The 17,962-nt window shown below is 66.1% G+C and carries 21 protein-coding genes; 2 read left to right on the top strand and 19 right to left on the bottom strand.

Annotated features, from left to right (window positions below):
* Positions 1-2,166, top strand: a complete 2,166-nt coding sequence (locus tag ACQR10_RS04645) for an acyltransferase family protein (protein WP_434911853.1) — start codon at positions 1-3, stop codon at positions 2,164-2,166.
* Positions 2,167-2,172: 6 nt separating this feature from the next.
* Here ACQR10_RS04645 and ACQR10_RS04640 read toward each other — a convergent pair whose 3' ends face one another.
* The 5 genes from ACQR10_RS04640 to ACQR10_RS04620 form a co-directional block, all read right to left on the bottom strand.
* A complete protein-coding gene (locus ACQR10_RS04640) occupies positions 2,173-3,615 on the bottom strand; it encodes a hypothetical protein (protein WP_434911852.1) in 1,443 nt (480 codons plus the stop codon).
* Entirely contained in the window at positions 3,615-3,998 is a 384-nt protein-coding gene (locus tag ACQR10_RS04635; RefSeq protein ID WP_315774851.1) for a hypothetical protein, read from the bottom strand. Before ACQR10_RS04635 ends, ACQR10_RS04640 begins: the two co-directional genes overlap by 1 nt.
* An 88-nt stretch (positions 3,999-4,086) precedes the next feature.
* Positions 4,087-4,320, bottom strand: a complete 234-nt coding sequence (locus tag ACQR10_RS04630; RefSeq protein WP_434841085.1) for a hypothetical protein — start codon at positions 4,318-4,320, stop codon at positions 4,087-4,089.
* Positions 4,317-5,348 (bottom strand): hypothetical protein, encoded by a 1,032-nt coding sequence (locus ACQR10_RS04625; protein WP_434911851.1) that lies wholly within the window; start codon positions 5,346-5,348, stop codon positions 4,317-4,319. The genes ACQR10_RS04630 and ACQR10_RS04625 overlap by 4 nt, the downstream gene beginning before the upstream one ends.
* A gap of 6 nt (positions 5,349-5,354) precedes the next feature.
* Complete coding sequence (locus ACQR10_RS04620) at positions 5,355-9,212, bottom strand: host specificity factor TipJ family phage tail protein (RefSeq protein ID WP_434911850.1); 3,858 nt, start codon at positions 9,210-9,212, stop codon at positions 5,355-5,357.
* Positions 9,213-9,310: 98 nt separating this feature from the next.
* Here ACQR10_RS04620 and ACQR10_RS04615 point away from each other — a divergent pair, with 98 nt between their 5' ends.
* Positions 9,311-9,547 (top strand): hypothetical protein, encoded by a 237-nt coding sequence (locus ACQR10_RS04615; protein WP_434911849.1) that lies wholly within the window; start codon positions 9,311-9,313, stop codon positions 9,545-9,547.
* A 9-nt stretch (positions 9,548-9,556) separates the two neighbouring features.
* On the opposite strand, the gene ACQR10_RS04610 is transcribed toward ACQR10_RS04615, so the two are convergent.
* The 14 genes from ACQR10_RS04610 to ACQR10_RS04545 all read right to left on the bottom strand — a co-directional run bounded on the left by ACQR10_RS04610 (position 9,557) and on the right by ACQR10_RS04545 (position 17,960).
* Positions 9,557-9,979 (bottom strand): hypothetical protein, encoded by a 423-nt coding sequence (locus tag ACQR10_RS04610; RefSeq protein WP_434911848.1) that lies wholly within the window; start codon positions 9,977-9,979, stop codon positions 9,557-9,559.
* The gene (locus ACQR10_RS04605) at positions 9,966-10,178 is read right to left on the bottom strand and encodes a DUF7336 domain-containing protein (protein ID WP_434911847.1); all 213 of its coding nucleotides are present in this window, start codon (positions 10,176-10,178) and stop codon (positions 9,966-9,968) included. The genes ACQR10_RS04610 and ACQR10_RS04605 overlap by 14 nt, the downstream gene beginning before the upstream one ends.
* A gap of 8 nt (positions 10,179-10,186) precedes the next feature.
* The gene (locus ACQR10_RS04600; RefSeq protein WP_434911846.1) at positions 10,187-10,711 is read right to left on the bottom strand and encodes a DUF1833 family protein; all 525 of its coding nucleotides are present in this window, start codon (positions 10,709-10,711) and stop codon (positions 10,187-10,189) included.
* Positions 10,712-10,777: 66 nt separating this feature from the next.
* The gene (locus ACQR10_RS04595; RefSeq protein ID WP_434911845.1) at positions 10,778-11,152 is read right to left on the bottom strand and encodes a hypothetical protein; all 375 of its coding nucleotides are present in this window, start codon (positions 11,150-11,152) and stop codon (positions 10,778-10,780) included.
* A 10-nt stretch (positions 11,153-11,162) separates the two neighbouring features.
* On the bottom strand, positions 11,163-13,286 hold the full coding sequence (locus ACQR10_RS04590; RefSeq protein WP_434911844.1) for a phage tail tape measure protein: 2,124 nt from the start codon (positions 13,284-13,286) through the stop codon (positions 11,163-11,165).
* Between the two features lie 3 nt (positions 13,287-13,289).
* Positions 13,290-13,601 carry a phage tail assembly chaperone gene (locus ACQR10_RS04585; RefSeq protein ID WP_434911843.1) on the bottom strand — a complete coding sequence of 104 codons (312 nt, stop codon included), beginning with the start codon at positions 13,599-13,601 and terminating at the stop codon, positions 13,290-13,292.
* Positions 13,602-13,651: 50 nt separating this feature from the next.
* On the bottom strand, positions 13,652-14,098 hold the full coding sequence (locus tag ACQR10_RS04580) for a branched-chain amino acid ABC transporter (protein WP_434911842.1): 447 nt from the start codon (positions 14,096-14,098) through the stop codon (positions 13,652-13,654).
* Positions 14,099-14,108: 10 nt separating this feature from the next.
* A complete protein-coding gene (locus ACQR10_RS04575; RefSeq protein ID WP_434911841.1) occupies positions 14,109-15,335 on the bottom strand; it encodes a phage tail tube protein in 1,227 nt (408 codons plus the stop codon).
* A 12-nt stretch (positions 15,336-15,347) separates the two neighbouring features.
* The gene (locus ACQR10_RS04570) at positions 15,348-15,833 is read right to left on the bottom strand and encodes a hypothetical protein (RefSeq protein WP_434911840.1); all 486 of its coding nucleotides are present in this window, start codon (positions 15,831-15,833) and stop codon (positions 15,348-15,350) included.
* 1 nt (position 15,834) lies between these two features.
* A complete protein-coding gene (locus ACQR10_RS04565) occupies positions 15,835-16,305 on the bottom strand; it encodes a hypothetical protein (protein WP_434841096.1) in 471 nt (156 codons plus the stop codon).
* Positions 16,305-16,604, bottom strand: coding sequence for a hypothetical protein (locus ACQR10_RS04560; RefSeq protein ID WP_434911839.1), 300 nt, complete (start codon positions 16,602-16,604; stop codon positions 16,305-16,307). Before ACQR10_RS04560 ends, ACQR10_RS04565 begins: the two co-directional genes overlap by 1 nt.
* On the bottom strand, positions 16,604-16,993 hold the full coding sequence (locus tag ACQR10_RS04555) for a hypothetical protein (protein WP_434911838.1): 390 nt from the start codon (positions 16,991-16,993) through the stop codon (positions 16,604-16,606). Before ACQR10_RS04555 ends, ACQR10_RS04560 begins: the two co-directional genes overlap by 1 nt.
* Before the next feature lie 3 nt (positions 16,994-16,996).
* Positions 16,997-17,272 (bottom strand): hypothetical protein, encoded by a 276-nt coding sequence (locus ACQR10_RS04550; protein ID WP_434911837.1) that lies wholly within the window; start codon positions 17,270-17,272, stop codon positions 16,997-16,999.
* A gap of 13 nt (positions 17,273-17,285) precedes the next feature.
* Positions 17,286-17,960 (bottom strand): hypothetical protein, encoded by a 675-nt coding sequence (locus tag ACQR10_RS04545; protein WP_434841100.1) that lies wholly within the window; start codon positions 17,958-17,960, stop codon positions 17,286-17,288.
* Positions 17,961-17,962: the final 2 nt, after the last annotated feature.

Here is a 17,962-nt window from a genome sequence, read left to right as displayed (position 1 = left end):
GTGCAGGTCGCCGGCTCCAATCCAGGATCGGTCGACTTTCCAGAGGTTGTGGTGTTAAAAGAGATCGCCTACTCGGCGACCGCCGGAGGCCGGGGCAAGGGGGCATCCGAGGTGCACGGGACAGACAAACACTCCGGCATCGATGGCCGGGTCATCGATCACGCAACTCACTATCGTGCTGATATCGACGGGCTCCGCGCTATCGCGGTGTTGTCCGTCGTCACGTTCCACGCCTTTCCAAATCTGCTCCGCAGCGGCTTCGTCGGCGTCGACATCTTCTTCGTGATCTCAGGCTACCTGATCACGTCCATCATCCTCACCGACCTTGCCGCCAAACGCTTCACGCTGACGAACTTCTATGCCCGGCGCGTGCGCCGCATCTTCCCGTCGCTGATCATCGTGCTGACCTGCTGCCTAGTCGCCGGCGGCCTCTTGTTCTGGGCGGATGATTTCGCCCGGCTCGGAAAGCACACCGCCGCAGGTGCGGGATTCGTTGCCAACCTCGCCCTCTGGCAAGAGGCCAACTATTTCGACGTCGCATCTGACACCAAGGTCCTGCTGCATCTGTGGTCGCTCGGTGTCGAGGAGCAGTTCTATCTGGTCTGGCCGGCTCTCATGTTGCTCGCCTGGCGAAGTCGCCTCAATCGCTTCGTCCTGATCGCGGCCATTCTGGCGTTGTCCCTGGTCTACGGCATCAAGGCGACGTCGACGGACCCGGTCGCCGCGTTCTACTCGCCGGCATCACGCCTCTGGGAGCTCGCGGCCGGCGCAAGCCTCGCGAACCTGACCCTGTTCCCATCTAGAGCCGCGGCCTGGATCGAACGCACGATCGGCATTGCGCTGACAACGATCTTCTTCCAACGCGACGCCAACACCGATCCCGATCGCGCCTACCGCCATGTCATCTCAACACTGGGCATGGCTCTCGTCCTCTCATCGGTCGTCGTGATCACACGGCGACATGAGTTTCCCGGCTGGTGGGCTCTGTTGCCGGCGACCGGCGCCTATCTTCTCATTCTCGCCGGCCCCGAGGCGTGGCTCAATCGCTGGGTGCTCTCCAGCAGGATCCTGGTCTGGTTCGGGCTGATCAGCTACCCTCTCTATCTCTGGCATTGGCCCCTGCTGACCTTCGCACGGCTCCATTTCGGCAACGTCGCGCCGCCACCACAGCTCGTGCTCGCCCTTGTCGCAGCCTCCGTCGTGCTGGCGTGGCTTACCTATCAGCTGGTCGAAAAGCCCATCCGGTTCGGGCAGCGCGCGAGAAAGGCTTCGATTCCCGCCCTGGTGACAGCAATGGCCGCGATTGGCGCGTTCGGGATCGTCGACGTCCTCGGCAAGGGCTTTCCGGGCCGGCTCGAGCAGGACAAGGCTGCCTACGCTGACTATTTCAATGTGGGCTCACCGAGGCTGCAGGCTGAGTACATCAATTACATCTCGCAGAACCAGTGCAACTTCTACGCCTGGGACTCCAAAATTCCGACGATTGCTCCGCGCGCCGCCATTGATCCGAACTGCTATACTCGCCATTCCGAGCAGAGCATCATGGTCCTCGGAGACTCGAACGCATCCGATCTATACTACGGTCTCAGCGAGGTTCTTCCGAAGACCGTTTCACTGCTCTTGATCTGGAGTTCCGGGTGCCAGGTGAGTGAGGTGATCGAGCGCATCATCGATACCCATCACTGTCATATGGCGAACTATTTTGCGATACAGCGTATCAAGATCGATCCCCCAAAGGTGCTGCTGCTGTCATCGAACAATTCGTTCGACATCGCCTACATCCGCCAGTTCACGAGGACCGTAAAAGGCTACGGCGTCAAGCATGTGCTCGTCTTGGGGCAACGGCCGCACTGGAAACCCTTCCTCTATAAGGTCGTTCTCGATAACTACTGGCCTGAGATTCCACGCTATATCAAAGGCCACCTCGATGATGATCTGATGGCCTTCACCAAAGCGTTTCAGTCGCAGATCCGGCCTGACGAACCGTTCGAATTCGTCGACGAGATGAAGCCGTTCTGCAACGCGGAGGGATGCTTGAGCTATCTCGGCAACGATCCGAAAGAGGGTCTCATCACTGCGGATACTGTGCACTTGCGACCACACGCGTCGATCTGGCTGGCGCGGCAACAGCTTGCTCCGCTGATCATGAACCGCCTTGGCGAGTGATCCGAGCTAATAGGCATAAGCGCCATGAGCGCCTGTAGCCGTGACACTCGCAGGCAGCGCTGTTCCGTTGTACTTGAACGTATGACCGTCATCCACCAGGATGTTTCCTGGTGTGCCCCAGGCCGCCGCGTTGCCCGTGATCGCTGTTCCGACCGTCGTGAGGCCCGGACCGTACAACTCCATGAAATTCGTGATGGCCATTCCGCCGGTCGGCTGAATGCCCGGGCCAAGCGAGATCTGACCGCCACGATCCGCCCGGATGATGTTTTTGAACGTATTGTTGAAAGTCATGATGTTGAAGATGGCGAAGATGCAGGCGCCGTTATCGAGGTATACGCCGACATCGTTCGCTCCGCCGCCGCCATTGATGCGAACATTGGCAAAAACATCGACGACGCCGTTTCCGTGCAGTTTGATGGCGGCCTTACCGAAGACGTTGTTCTGCGAATTCAGCGTGACGTCCTGCATGATCAGCTCGGCATTGTCGCCGACCGACACGAGGTCCACGCCGCTGCTCGGCGATTGGATCGTAGCAGTACCCCCATTTCCCTTCAGGTTGATGACGTTTGATCCAAGGCCCTGGCCGCCGAGGCTAAGCGTCTGCGCGAAGGTCTGGCCCGCCGTCAGCGCGATCGTGGATGACGACCCCTGCATATCCGAGTCATAGTAGATGACCGAAGCCGCGTCCTGAATGTTGACAAAGGCGCTCGCGCCTGACGCCAACCCGTCGACCGTTCCGCGCGCACCGGTGCTGCCGGTATCGCAGCAGAACGTCACATTCCCTTGCGCCCATCTCTGCTTCTTCGGAAACCAGTCCCAAACGGGTCCAGATCCATCATTGGCACTGAAGATCTGGACATTCTGGCCGGGGTAGAGAATGAAGGTTGTGCCGTTCAGATTGATCCGCTTTCCGCGTCCCGTGCCGACGCCGGAATATGAATCCGTGTTGCGCACCATCACCGAGAAGTCCGATTGATAGCTCGACGCGGCGCCGAACGTCAGTTCGAAAAAGGCGTTATTTCCCACGTGCAGGGTCGAGCCGGCGTCGCCAGTCACAACCGAATATGCGGCGGTCTTTGCTAAGGTCTGTTTGTTGCGCCAGCCGGAAGTCGGGCTAAGCGCGGCAATGCCAATCGAGATAACCCGCCACACACCGTCGCCGAGCGGCAGCGCCCAGCAGGAATCGCCGGGCGAGAACGTGTAGTTCTGCGATCCCGGCATCAGCAGCTTCGAGGAGTGCACGAAGGTCGGGTTGCCGACCAGATAGAGGTGGATCGGCGGGCCTTTGGGCCAGGTTGGCAGGCCGCGGACGGTGCCGGTGCCCTCGACCCAATAGGCGTCGCCCATGGCGCTCATGGCGAGCTCGGGATTCGAGGCGAGCACGCCGCCATAGCGGTGCAGCGGCGGCAACTGCGGGGTCGCCGGGAACGACGAGGCGTGGTTGGTCATCAGAGGTCTCCGCCCTGCGCGAACACCTTGAATGCCTCGCCGTTGTGGGTGGAGGCCATCAGCGACCAGCCGGTCGGCAGCACCAGGCCGTTGGCGAAGCTGACATCGTCCTCGAACACGGCGATCGTCGCCGATGGCGTAATCGCGGTCACCAGCCGCTCCTTGAGGAGATACTTGTTGGTGCCGTCATTCAGGAAATACCGGATGACGCCGGCCGTCGTGGTGCCCGAAGCGACGGCGCGCAGGCTGTCGATGCGCGAGCCCGAGCCGCCGGCGCTGACCACCGTCACTAGCGTGCCGGTGCCGTCGCGATTGGTGTTGGCGGCCGACAGCGCGGCCTGCCAGGTCTTGGGGGTACCGACGAAGACGGGAGCCGATGCCATGGGTTGGATCCTTGTTGCGAAGAGGATGGATGGCCGGGTCAAGCCCGGCCATGACGGAGGAGAGCGTGGCGCCCGCGTCGTTCGCCGGTCAGGTGCAGGTCGACCACTGCAGGAAAGCGTTGGCGCCGGCGCTGACGCCGGCGATCGCGGTGGTGACGAACGCTTCACTGGCCATCGCGACCTTGTTGCCGGCTCCAGTGCCGAGCATGACGACAACTCTCTGGTTGTCGGTGTCGTAGACCGGCTCGAATTGCAGTCCGGTGTAGCCCCCGATCTGCGCAGCTGTGCCGAAGCCAAACCCGAATTGCGTATGCGTCGTCATGCGATGGACCCACAGCTGAATGTTGCGATGACGGGATCGGCAATCGACCCCATGCTGAGGACCGGCACGCTGGCGCCGATCGGCGTCGGCCCGGCCCAATCAGCCGAGGTATTGGAGGCCTTCACCCAGAGCCGGAACGGCGACACGTCGGTCTGCAGGAAGGCATAGCCGGTGGTCTGGCCGTCATAGTTGGCGCGCTCTGCCAGCGTGCCGGATGCATCGTAGCTGAGCCCCTGCCCTTGCAGTCCTTGGACGCCCTGGGCGCCCTGCTCGCCCCGCGGGATGCCAAAGGCAAGGCTGGCCGCCGAGGACGTGCCGAGATTGGTGACGGTCGCGTTCGAGCCGGCCGGCAGGGTCGTGGTCGAGCTGATCGTGATCGTGGCGGCTGTGCCGGGCGCGCCCTGGGGCCCCTGACTGCCTGGGTCGCCCTTGGCAGCGACCAGGTCCCAGAACGACGGGTTGCTTTCCGGCGGCTTGTTGGTACTCGGCGCTTTGGCGATGTAGCTCGAGCCGAGCCGCGAGGCCATGTCGGAGGCGATGTAGTCCGTGGCGCTGTCCCAGGCGCCGCGGTTGGTCGAGGTGCCCGCGGGATTGCCCTGCGCCACCCAGACGCCCGCCACCTTCAGCCACAGCTTCCACAGGCCGGTGTTGGTTTTCAGCGCATACTGTCCGTCCTCGCCGATCGACGGATCCGGCGCCTCGCCCGTGACCGCGTAGATCGTGCCCATGCCATTGAGGATCGCGACCAGCGCGGAGACGTCGGCCATCGCCTGGCCGCCGACGAAGCGCAGCGGCGAGCGCTGCACGATCTTGTAGGCCGCGCCCGCCGTGACCGTGGTGTAGGGCCAGGCGTCGATGACGAGATGCGTCTCGTCGGTGACGTCCTCGATGATGACGGTGTGGCCGGCGATGACGATGTCGTCGCCGGGGCGGACATTGACGCCGGACCAGATCGTGCCGGTGCCGTCGATCACGGTCGCGCCGTTGGCGACCGCCACCGTGCCGGTCGCGTAGCTCGGAAATGCCATGCTGATCTACCTGCGGAAATCGGTGATGTAGACCTGGCCACCGGCCAGCGAGAACCGCGCGCCGGTCGAGACCACCCGCATCCGGAAATTATGCGCGCCGCTCGGCAGGCCGGACTGGGTGTGGCGGATGGATATCGGCAGATACAGCTCGAACACCGGCGAACCGCCGCCGAACGGGTTGAGCATGTGGATCCAGCTCCACGACTTCACGACCACGCCGTCGACCAGCAGGTCGATCTGCGAGAACGGCCGCGAGCCGCCATAGTTGAACGAGCCGTTCGACCATTGCGCCTCATAGGCGACGGTGGCCTTGCCCGACTTGATGACGGTGGTGATGTTGAGGAAGTCGGAGAAATCGTCCGTCTTGGCCGGCGTCGCGAACACCTGGGTCGAGGACACCGCGCCGTCGATGATGTTCGGCAGGTCGACGCCGCCGACCGCGATCTGGTTGGTCGAGATCGAGCCGGCCTGGATGTGCACGGCCTGGATCGCGCCGGCCTGGATCATCGAGGCGGTGATCGTCCCGTTGAGGATCAAATTGCCGTTGATGCCGACCGACGGCACGGTGCCGACCAGTCCGGTCGAGAACAGATCGTAGGGCGCGCCGCCGTTGACCGAGGGCAGCGAGATCTGGACGTGGTCGGCGGCGAGGTTGATGACGCTGTCGGTGTTGCTGCCGTCGATCAGCCGGATGCCGGAGATGGCGCCGTTGACGTTGACCGTCACGCTCCACGACGCCGCCGCGTAGCCATCGAGCTGCGCGATCGCCGTCGACACCGTGTTGGCCGAGGAGAACGCCGGGCCGAAGGTCGCCGACACCTCGGCCTGATAGGTGGCGAACGCCGTGTCTTGGTCGACCATCGCCTGCTGCAGGGTGGCGATCTCGGCCTTGGCGTCGCCGGCCATCGCGAACAATTGCGTCCGCACCGCCTTCTTGTCGGTCCAGTTGCGCGCATCCTGATTGGCGGCGATCGCGGCGATGCGTTGCGTGACCTCGTCGGTGGCCGCCTTGATCTGATCCTGCAGGGTCGTGACCTGGTACTGCAGGCCCTCGATCAGCGAGGTCAGGGCGACCGATTGCGGGATCGCTTCGATGGTCGGCGCCGCCACGTTGACGGTCGAGTACGGCCCGCGCACGGCGGTATTGACCGCCTGCACCCGCAGCTTCACCGCGGCGAGCGAGACCACCGCCGAGAACTGGTTGTCCTGGCCCTCATAGACCTGCTGCCAGTGCACGCCGTCGTCATAGGAGACGTCGGCGATGTAGTAGAGCGCGCCCGCCGCCGGAAACCACGACGCCGACAGTTTTGGTTCGATCGCGCCCTGACCGAAAGTGGCGTTGAGGCCCGCGATCAGCGGCACCTTGTCGTTCGCCGGGAACTGGCCGACCGGCAGCAGCGGTGGGCTGCCGAGGTCGGTGGCGTGCACGCGCTCGTCGTCCACGACCAGGCTCAAGGTGGCGTAGTCGCCCGAGGGCGTGCCGTTGAGCACGACGCACAGCTTTGACGACGAGGTGCCGTTGCCGAACTCGAACGACGGATCCTCGGCCCCATCGGCGCGCGTCAGCACGGCCGACAAGGTCGTCGACTGCGCGGTCTCCGCGCTCGCCAGGCTCGCCGCGTCGAGCACGGCGAGGCTCGCGTCCGCGCCCTGCGTCGCCACCACCGGGCCGAACCATGTGCCGTTCGGACGGCGCAGCCGGATGTAATACGGCCCGGTCCCCCAGACGGGCGCCGGGTCGAGCTTCAAGGTTCGGACCGCGACCGAGGTCACGGCGCCGCCCTGGCCGTAGGCCTCCGGCAGCTCGGACTGCAGCCGCAGCACCGAGCCGAGCGTGATCGCGCGGCCCTCATACTCGACGCGGACGCTCGGCGTCTCCCTGCGATAGATCGAGGCGAGGTAGTAGAACGCGGCCTCCCGGAACGCCTGCGCGCGGGTGACGATGCCGTCGATGCGGCGCACCTCCGGGAACGTGGCCGTGAAGGTGAGATCATCGGGCGGATACTGCACCGAGGCCGGCAGCCAGGTCTGCTCGTCGACATACTCGATGGTGACGGCGTCGGGATCCTCGTCGCCGAGCATCTGGAAGCCGATCGAGGTGGAATCCCGGACCACCTCCCGGTCGGTCAGCAGCAGCGACGGCACGTCGCGCCATTCGTCGCGCACGATCGAGACGGTGTCGCCGAGCCAGAAATGGCGGGCGCGCGCCGGCGTCAGGATCTTGTCGAGCGCCTCGGGCACCGCGACCGCGATGTCGAAGCGGTAGTCGAACTGGTCGCCGCGGCTGGCGCAGCCCGTGGCGAAGGCGACCACCGCGTTGAAATCGACCTTGGAGATTGACAGCCCCGAGCCGTAGGTCGCGTTGACGACAGCGTCGAGGAACGCCCAGCCGGGGTTGCGCGTCGCCTGGGTGGCGAAGGCCGCCCCCGTCCACACTGGCAGCTTGCGGGTGCCGAGCACGCCGAACTTGTAGCTGCCCTGCGTCGACTGCGAGGCCTTGATGCGCAGCGCCACCGTCGAGACGTCGGCGAAGGAATTGGCGCCGGCGAGGAAGGTGCGCAGGCCGGCCCAGATCACGGCGTTGTTGCCGTCCTGGCCGGAGAGCTCGGCATCCTCGCGGCGGAAGCGGACGAGATAGCGGCCGGGCGCGACGTCAACCTTGACGCTGTCGCGGATCGGCGACTGTGCGGCATAGGAGCGCTCGATCGCGAACAACGTCACATAGGGCCCGGTCGCGATGCCCAAATCGTCGCAGGGCGCATATTCGGCCGTGAGACCCACGGTCGAATAGCCGATGTTGCCGTCGTCCTTGTTGTAGGTGTAGCAGCCGGACGGAAACACGAAGTCGATCGCGATCGCCTGCGCGTCCGTGCCGGCCGGGTTGGCCGCGAAGCCGCCGAGCCAGGCGCCGGGCGAGCGGCCGAACGGCGGGAAATGGACGCCGGCCGGACCGTAGAAGCCGCCTGACGTGCCCGAGCCCGATGGGAGCTGCTGGCCGGAGACCTCCGCCGACTGGTCGACATTGACCGGAAATAGCGTGACGGTCTGGCCCGGCTCGTAGAATGCGAGCTGGCAGTCGAAGCCGGGCTCGATGCCGGTGCCGGCATGCCAGAGCAGCGTGTCGTCGATATAGAGCGCCTCCGGCTCGAGGCTGCCCATCGTCGTCGCCAGCAGCACGTTGAGATACTGGTCGTTGGCGACGAACTCGCCCCAGGGCGTCGCGGCGAACTCCGGATAGCGCTTGAGCCGGCCGTACCACACCGGCAGCGGCTGGCCGAGGCGCGCGGTGTTGCCCTGCGCGGCGACTGAATAGATCTGGTCCTGCGTCGCGGAGGGCGTGTTGGTGGCCCCGGCCTTGGGCGCGGTCAGCGCGTTGATCAGCAGCGAGCCGCCGAGGCCGATCGCCGCCCCCAACGCCGCCGCGCCAAATGTCCCGGCGCCGAACGACGCGCCAAGCAGCGCCGCGGCGCCGCCGCCGGTGATGAAGGTCGCGAACGCCGCGACCGCGATCAGCGCGACCAGGCCGATGACGCTCTTGCCCTGATTGCGGCCGCCGCCGCCCCCGCCGCGCGGGACCGACAGGAAGCGCACGGCATCGGCGGCGCCGATGCGGCGCCGGCGCCAGTCGGCGCGCAGCACCGCCTCGCCATTGATCTCGAGGATGGTCGGCAAGCCCCTCGCGAACTTCCAGCCGTGCTGACTGTCACGGCGCGCCCAGCCGGTGCGGCGCAGGAAGGCCGCCACGGTTTCATCAGGCCGCGGCACCGCGCTGGCGACCTCGAGCCCCGGCATCACCAGGTGCACGACGGGCCGCATCACCACCGCCGGCGCGCGCGCGCGCCGGGCGCGCGGCCGCGAGCGCAATCGCGCATCTCCAGCGGTCTTGCGTGCCTGATCAGATGTATTCCGTGCAGTGCGGGCCATGCTATGATGCACCCGAGCCAACAAACGAAAGCATTGCGATGTCGCCCCTCAGCCACAGCGTGACGAAACAGGTCAGCCGCAAACTGAGCGGCCTACATCGGGATATTCTGTCCAAAGCTGCGGAACTCGGCGAAGCGCTGATAGATCCAGATCAGGTTCCGGAGTGCGGGGATCTGATCAGATGGGGCTATGCCCAGGTCGAGAGTAACTATGGCGAACTCTCTTTGAGGCCGACCCAGCAAGGCCTTGCAGCGCTCAAGGACGCCAACGAGTAACAGCTGGAACTACTCGGCTTGTTCGTTCGGCTCCCAGAACGAGATGCTCACCCAGCCCTGATGCTTCAGCGACTGGACGTCCTCGCAGCACACGCCGTTGCGGCGGTCGCAGTGGATCACCTTGCGCTCCGCCGCGAGCCAGACGCCGATGTGACCGGCGCCGGCGAACCGCCCCATCAGCACAAGCGCGCCGTCGGTGGCCGTGATCAGGCCATGCGGCCCCTGCTCCACCTCGCGCCATCGGGCGCGCTCCGGATTGCGGCCGATCTCGGCGATCATCCAGCGCCATTTCGGCTCATCCGGCACGGCCACGCTGGGCAGCGCGCGGCCGAACAGCTCGCGCTGGACATGCGCCGCGAACTCCCAGCAGTTGCGCGCCTGCCACGACCAGGGCTCGCCAATCAGGGGCGCGAGGAAATCAGAACGGTTCACCGAGCTTCCCATCATGCACGGGCCAAGATCTGCCTGTCGGCTCATCTGCATCGAGCCGGAATTCAGTCACCACGAAGGGGCGGCTGCGACGATAGGACGACACATTTGCTGCTGCAGCCGCGGCCTTTTCCGGCGAGCTGTAGACCCCCTCTGCATAACCCGCGTCGTAATCGTTCTCGGAAAGGACGTAGACCGTCATGCCGTCGCTCATGGCAACAGGCTCGGAAACTGCTGATAGTCGTAGTTCTTGTCGCGCTTCGGAAAGCGCCTGTTCATCAGGTTCTTGACCATCACGGTGCCGGTCAGCTTGGTCCCGGTCATCTCGACGGTGCGCAGCTCGAACTCGACGGGGCCATAGGCCGGCTCGGTCAGGTCGGAGCCGAGATATTCGCGATAGATCACCGTGATGTACTCGCGCACGGCCTGTGCGGCCCTGATCTTCGGCACCAGCTCGCGCGCGACGTTGTCGATCGTGATCCGGCTCGCCGGCGGCTGGCCCTCGCGCTGCTCGGGATATTCAGCCGTGAACGGGCACGCGATGAAGGTCACCATCTCCCCGGCATTGCGCACCGCGCCCGGCTCGATGCCGAACGTCATGTCGTCAGCCACATTGGCGACGACCCGCGCCGGCTGGTCGAACGACGACTGCCAGATCTCCAAGGTGATGTAGACGTCCTCATTCGGCGGACAGGAGGCGTAGGCCTCGAGCAGCGCCTCGCTGTGGGTTGGCATCGGTCAGTGTCTCTTCTGGCGCGTGGCCTGCTCGCAAAACCGGTGCCCACTTTTGCGGGCCACGCGCTACACACCGTAGACGCGCAGCGACATGGTGACCGCGACGACGTCGGTGGTCAGATAGGCATAGGTCAGCTGCGTTCCCGGCTTGATGAACTGGCAGGTCTTGCTGACAAAGCCACTGCCGAGCCAGACATTCATCGTAAACCGCCCCGTGCCGTTACCGAGTGTCGTCTTGACCCAGTCGACGAACGTGTCGTGCTCGGCCATCGTCATCCAGATCGTCTGCGTCAACGTGCCGACGTTGTCGCCGGGGCGCTTCCGCTGCCTGGTGTTGCCGCCTTCCATGTCGGTCGCGAGCGGATCGCGCATGCGCTGGATCGGCTGGAAGCTGTCCTGCTGCGGCGCATAGGTCGCGATCGGCCAGACGGGTAAGGTCATCGCCCCGCCCTCATTGTCCGGTGAACGGCTTCACGCCGTACTGCGCATTGAGCACGCGGCGGCCGGTGCCGGTCGACAGCGAATCGCCCACGGCATCGTCGACGGCCTTCTTCAGGGTCACGGTGACGTCACCGTTGCTGCCCACCGCGACCTGCGGCTTGGCGTCGGTGTGGTTGTTGATGATGACGTTCGGCGCTCGGCTGTTGCTGTTGGCCGCGCCAAGCGCCGCCATCTGGCCGCGGGTGAACACCGCCTCGCCCTTCTGCAGGATGGCCGGCACCTCGTCGCCGGCGACGCCGCCGCCATGGAAGCGCGGCGCTCCGGAAAACACGCTGGCTGCCACGGCCCGCATCGCCGTCGGCTCCGCGCCGACGATGCCGCCGGAGTGATACAGCCCGCCGGTCGAGGTGAGGCTGAGGCCCGTGCCGCTGCCGCCACCTCCACCGCCGAAACTGAAGAGACCGCCACCGCCGCCGATGCTCGATTGCAGGCTCTTCATCAGCGGATCGATGATCGTCAGCTTGATGATCATCTGCTCGATCGAGCGGATGATCATCTTGGACATGTCCGCGAAGGCATCGCCAGCCGATTTCGAGCCGCTGACGATATCGGTCAGGCCGGAGGTCAGCTCGCTCTCGACGGTCGAGGACACCTGACGGAAGGCCTCGTTGGTGCGCAGTGCCGCGGCCTCGGTGCTGTTGAGCGCACGGGTGACGTCGTTACCATAGATGCCCTTGAGCTGGTTGGCGATCTGCACGTCCTGCTGCGACAGCAGCGCCGTCCGCTGGCCGAACTCGATCTGCGAGTTGACCTTGGCACGCGCCAGCGCATCCGCCGCGGCGGCCGCCTGCTCGCGCAGCGCCGCGAACTTGGCTGCCTGCTCCGCCGTCTCCTTGCCGCCATTGGCCTGCACCGCCGCCGTCTCCGCCGCCTGGGCGCGAAAGCGCGCCAGCGCCGCATCGCCGAGGCCGATCGCCTGGGCGTCCGCGAGCTGGCGCTCGGTGTGCTTGCGCAAGGCATCCATCGCCTTGTCGACCGCGTCGGCCTGGCCCATGTAGGGCAAGGTGGTCGAGCCGTCGCCGCTCGGGCTGATCGGGATCCGCTGCGCCCGGTCGTCGCGCAGCTTCTGCAGCTTGCTGATGTAGGCATCGACGTCGCTGGTCGAGAGATCTTCGGGCAGGCCGAGCGAGCCCGCCAAGGTCCGCGCCCGGAAGCTCTTGAAGCTGTCGCCGCTCGCCGAGCCTCCCAGTCCCTCGACCATCTCGCGCAGCCGCTTGGCCTCGCCGATCTGGTCGCTGAGCTGCGCCGTGGTCATCTGGTCGGTCGGCGTCAGCCAGCGCCCGACGGTGCCGGAGACGCTGCCGATGGTGTCGATGATGCCCGTGGCGATCTTCGCCATCTGCGTCAGCAGCGGCAGGATGCTGTTCGCTGAGGCCTTGAACTGCAGATCCCAGGTCGCCACCGCTTCCTTCCACTGGCTGTTGAACTCCTTGGCCTTGCTGATCGTGGAGTCCTCGATGATGACGCCGAGATCTGCGGCGCGCTGTTTCTGCCGCTCGAACTCGTCGCTGCCGGCGCGCAGCACCGGCAGCCAGGATTGCGACAGGCCGACGATGCGCGCGACCTGCTGCTGCACGGCCGGCGAGGCGTTCTGGACCAGCCCCATGATGTCGCCGAGCGCCTGCTTGGTCGTTTTCAGCTCGCCGTTGGACTGCCGGATCGACAGCCCGTTGGCCTCGAACAGTTTGGAGAACTCGGTCGCGTTCTGGCCGGCCTGCTGGAGGTCGGCGGCGATCTTGTCGAAACCGGAGACGAAATCCTTCTCCGTCAGTCCCTTCGAGCGCGCGGCGAACAGGTCCTCCTGAAACTCGCGGACGCTGACGCCGGCCAAGGTGGCGTGATCCTCGAGCTCGACCAGCGACTGGGTCTGGTTGCCGACATAGTCGACGAAGCCGCGCAGGCCGGCGACGGCGCCGACAGCGCTGACGCTGACGCCGGCGATCGCGAGCGCCACGCCCTGCGCCGACGACAGCCCCTTTCCCGCGGACTCCGCGACCTGGTCCATCGCCTGCGAATAGCGATCGGCGCCGGCGGTGTCGGCGTCGATCGTCAGCTCGGTCACGACCTGGGACATCGCTCACTCCGGCTCCGCATGAGCCTTGTTGGTCTCGGCGCGATAGAGATCGTCGAGCTGCTCGATCAGCCGGATCTCCCACGGCGCCATGCGCAGGCCCGACAGCCGCAGGAAGGCATCGATATCGGGCCAGCCGATCGGATTGATGGAAAACCCGTTGCCGCCGCGCCGCGCGCTGAGGCGGCTGAAGGCCGTCCAGACGTGCCCCAGCGCCGCAGGGAACGGCGGACAGGCCAGCATGGCCTGGTACTCCGCCCGGCGCCGCGGGTTGCGGGCGCGGCGCGCGAGGCCCTGGTAGAGCTCCCGCACCGTCACGCCATTGGCGCCGACGGCATCGAGCGCGAAGGTTCTGGCGGCGTAGGCCCTCAGCTCGTCGCAGAGGGCTGAATAAAATTTTCCTCGGCCTTGAGGAAGTTGATCACCTGGTCGAGCAGCCAGTCCTTCCGGCGATCGGACAGCAGCTCCGTCGCCGCCTCGGCGCTAAAGGCGATCACGGCATCACCGAGCTTGACCGGCGTGAACGACTTGGTGCGGGCGACGATGTCGGCGATGGTCTGCGCCCGGTTCTGCTCCGGCGTGCGCGCCTCCTCGTCGAGCCATTCGCGGCCATTGGCGCGCGCCTGGCGCTGCTCGGCGAGCTGCTTCAGCACTCGCCGCGAGGCGCGGTCGGCAACCTCCTGCGTCCGCGGGTGACCGGGGCCGTAGAAGGTCCAGATCCAGGTGGTCGGCTCGCGCGTCTTGGGATGGCGGATGACGAGTTCCGCCTCATCCTGCGCCTCGAGCTGCGACAGGTCGATGTCGATCGCGTCCATGCGAGATCCTTCAGGAGTTGTTCGAGATCTGGATCGACACCGTGGTGTCGTCATAGCCGGCGCCGGTGCTGTCGTGACCGATCAGCGCGGTGGGCACCGGGATGGTCACCGTGCGCGCACCGCCCTCGGTCGAGCGCGCGGAATCGTCGGCGCCGCCGAGCGTGAAGTTCGGCACGTTGATCGAGATGAAGTCCTTCGGCTCGGCGGCATTGGCCGCGGCCAGCAGCGACAATGAGAAGCCGTCCTCGTTGAGGAAGGACGTCATGTAGGCATGGTCCTTCTTCAGCAAGGTGATGTTCATGCTCGCCTGGAACTGGCCCGGCAGCACCGTCGGGCTGATCTTGCTGCCGACCACCGCCGGCGCGACCGCGTTGTTCTCGATCGTCAGGTCCCAGGACACGATGTCGGCGACGTCGGCGCCGCCGAACCGCAGGGTCGAATCCAGCGCCGCGAGCGGAATGCTTGCCGTCAGGGTCGGCGCGGTCAGCACCGGCGACGACGATGTGCTGTCGACCTCGGTCTGGCCCGTGCCGACCCAGCTCGCCTCGAACATGATGATGCCGTTCGGCGCCATCGAGAACTTGCCGGTCTTCCAGAAGCAGTCGGTGAACACCTTGCTGCTGTCGATATCGGCGTCGTACTCCTCGCCGGTGAAGTAGCGGTTGACCAGCGAGCCGGCCGGCGGGTTGATCACCTTGCGGCCGCGGCGGATGATCGAGCAGCTGGTATCGGCCACGGCATCCACCGTCAGCGTCTCCGCCACGGTGATGGTGGTCGACGACAGGCCGGTGATGCGCAGGTTGCGGGCATTGTTGCCGGCATCGGTCAGTCCCGTGCACTGGATCACGTCGTTGACGCGGAAGCCCATGGTGATCGGGTTGCCGCTGGCGAGCACGATGGTATGCGCGCCCGTGGTCAGCGAGGTGAAGTCGGCCTGCGTCTTGGTGATCTCGCTGTCCCAGGTGCCGCGCAGCAGCGCCTGGAGCACCAGGTCGAAGGTGCCGAGCGACAGCTCGCCCGAATACGGACCGCCGGTCGAGGCCTGCTGGCCGTGGCGGCCGCGCACCGGCTGGGCATCCTGGCGGATCTCCTTGGACTGAATCGCGGTCTTGGACAGCTTGCCCGGCTGGCCGCCGGTCTGGCGGTAGACGATGCCGCTCGAGCCGGTCGCCTGCGAGCCGAGGCCCGATTGTTCCTTGAACGCGAAATAGCCGGCGAAATTGGACTGGTAGGTCATGACGGGCCTCGCTCAGGCGCGGTGGAAATATTCGAATGGGGTGGTTGCGGTGACGCGGTAGAGACTGCCGGCGGCGACGCCCTCGACCTCGGCGCTGCCGCCGCCATCCGGCGGATAAGGCGCGATGGTGCGCACATAGGAGCCGTTGGCATCGGTGTAGAACGTCGCGGCGCGGAAGATCTCCGAGGCGTCGACCGCGTATCGCGTGGCCCTGGCCTTGCCCTCGTCGATCGCGACCAGCGCATGCAGGATGATCAGGCCGTCGTAGCGAAAGAAGCGGTTGCCCGGCGCGCCGAAGGTGTGCGGCTTGCTCGAGGTACCGACGACCTCGCAGATCAAAAACGGCGCCGGGTTGCCGGTCACCGCATCGATCGGCGGGAACGGCGGATCCGGCCGCTTGTTGCCGAACACGATCAGCGATTTCGGCGTGGCACCGTCGACCCATTGCGCCGTGAGCCGCGCGCCGATGGCCTCCTCCGCCCCTGCATAGTCCGGCATGTCAGCGCGCCCTGATGATGATCGCCGGCTGACGGACCAGCCAGTCCTGCCGCGCCTTGCGGCTGCCGCCGCGGCGGCCGCCCGCCGCCTGCCCGGCCAGCGACTGGCTGTAGGCCTGGACCGAGCCGAACTTGACCGGCATGAACACGAAATTGACGCTGACGCTGTTGCCGTAGCGCGCGGAGATCAGCGGCGCCGACTCCTCATAGACGTGCGGCGGCGCGCTGACCTTCATGCTGCCGAGCTCGATCTTGCGCGCATAGGGCACCGGGTTGGAGAATTCGAGCTCCTGCCCCGGCTTCCAGCCCTTGGCGTCCGGCACGTTGTGGCCGTTGATGAACAGCATGTGGCTGTCGCGGTAGAGCCCCGGATGCGGATCGTCGCCGGAGCCGACCGGCGAGCGCTCGCGCAGCGTCTGGAGGACGAACTGCGCGATCTCATTCATGTCCAGCAGGCGATAGACGAAGCGCATCAGGGCAGCTTCACGAGCTCGTCGCCCGAGGTCTCGGTCCATTCGGTGATGTCGACCGGCAGGATCGACTGGCTGCGGATGCGATCGTCCTCCTGGCGCAACCGCTTCACCAGCTCCTTGCGGGCGCGGCGCAGCGCGTCCTGCTTTGCCGTGATCATCGTTCTGCGCGCATCGACGTAGTTGAGCCCTTGCCCAGTGGAAGCGCCCTTGAGGATCAGCCGCAGCTCCTCTCCGGTCGACAGATCGTCGGCCTGGTCGAGCCGGCGGCGATAGTCGGCCACATCGAACACGCGCGTCATCAGCCGCTGACCCTCAGCTCGATCCGAACCAGCTCGCCGCCGACGAAGAACGGCTTGCAGAACAGGATCTGGCGCAGCACGCCGCGAATGATCACCTTGTCGGCGCCGTTCTCGCGCGGGATCCGCGGATCGACGTTGAACGGCGCCGGCGTCGGATCCGTCGTCCCTGGCCACCCCGCCGCATTGATCTGCGTCGGCGACAGAATGACGTTGAGATCGCTCGCCTTGATGCCCGCCGCGACCTGCTCGACCGTCGCCGCGTCGATCCGCCCGCGGCAAGTGACGTCGGTGTTGGTCACTGACGCACCAGAGCCGGTCGCGCGACGGAGGACGAAGTCCTCGCCGCGATCGGCCAGCGCACGGTCGAGCGCAGCGATCAGGTCGGACATTCGTCAGGTCCGCGCGCCGCGCTGCCTCTGCGAAGCAGGCGGCGAAGCTGATGCCGTCGGCGCCGCGACCGAAGACGCGACATCGCTGCGGTTGACCACCGACAGCTCAAAATCCGGCTGGACGACCATCACGCGGCTCTGCAGCCCGAAGCGATGCGCAATGCGGGATTCCAGCTCAGCCGCCGAAACGGCCGTCAGGATGCGGCTTGACCTCAAGACGAGAATATCGTCCGGCCCCAAGGCAAGCTTCGCGATCTGGAATTCCAACTCATCCGACATGTCTGCTCCGGGATCAGGCGACGGCAATGACCGGCCGCCGGAACTGCGACAGTGAGGCCAGCACACGCGGCGGCAGCAACTCCGGGTCGCCGACGGCGCCGACCCAATATTCCCGGCGCATCACGCCCGGGATGTCCTCGGCGCGCAGCGTCGGATCGCGGCCCTTGCTCGCCCAATAGGACGACACCAGCGCGACGACGGCGCCCTCGATGCCCGGCGGCAACGTCCGGCCGGTCTCTCCCGGCAGCACGAAGCCGCCCGTATATTCGACGACGACCGACTTGCAGAACCGCCAGGCGCAGGGATAGCCGCTCGAAAGACGGTCGAGCAGACCGGCCTCCGGATCGAGCCGGACATCGGCGGGGTCGAGAGCGACATCGTCCATCGTCACCGAGGTGATCGTCGTGGCCGGCGTGCGGCTGAGGAACAGCGTGGTCTCGGTCGGCAGCGCCCGGCGATAGGCCTGATGCGGATGCACCGCCTCGTCGTGCCAGAACGTCTCCCGCACGACCTCGGATGGCAGCCGCTTGCCGACCGCGGCGGCGATGTCCGACGACGCCTCGTCGATCTTGGCCAGCAGGATCACGTCGCTCGCCGTGCCGGTGATATCCAGCTCGCCCTTGACGCGCTCCAGCGTCGTCAGCCGCTCGCTGCCCGTCGGCGACAGCACCTCCACCACCGAGCGCATGG

It is taken from the genome of Bradyrhizobium sp. HKCCYLRH2060 (assembly GCF_051168135.1).
Lineage (GTDB): Bacteria > Pseudomonadota > Alphaproteobacteria > Rhizobiales > Xanthobacteraceae > Bradyrhizobium.
The sequence above is the reverse complement of the archived record's forward strand: the minus strand, read 5'-3'. Positions and strand labels throughout refer to the sequence as shown.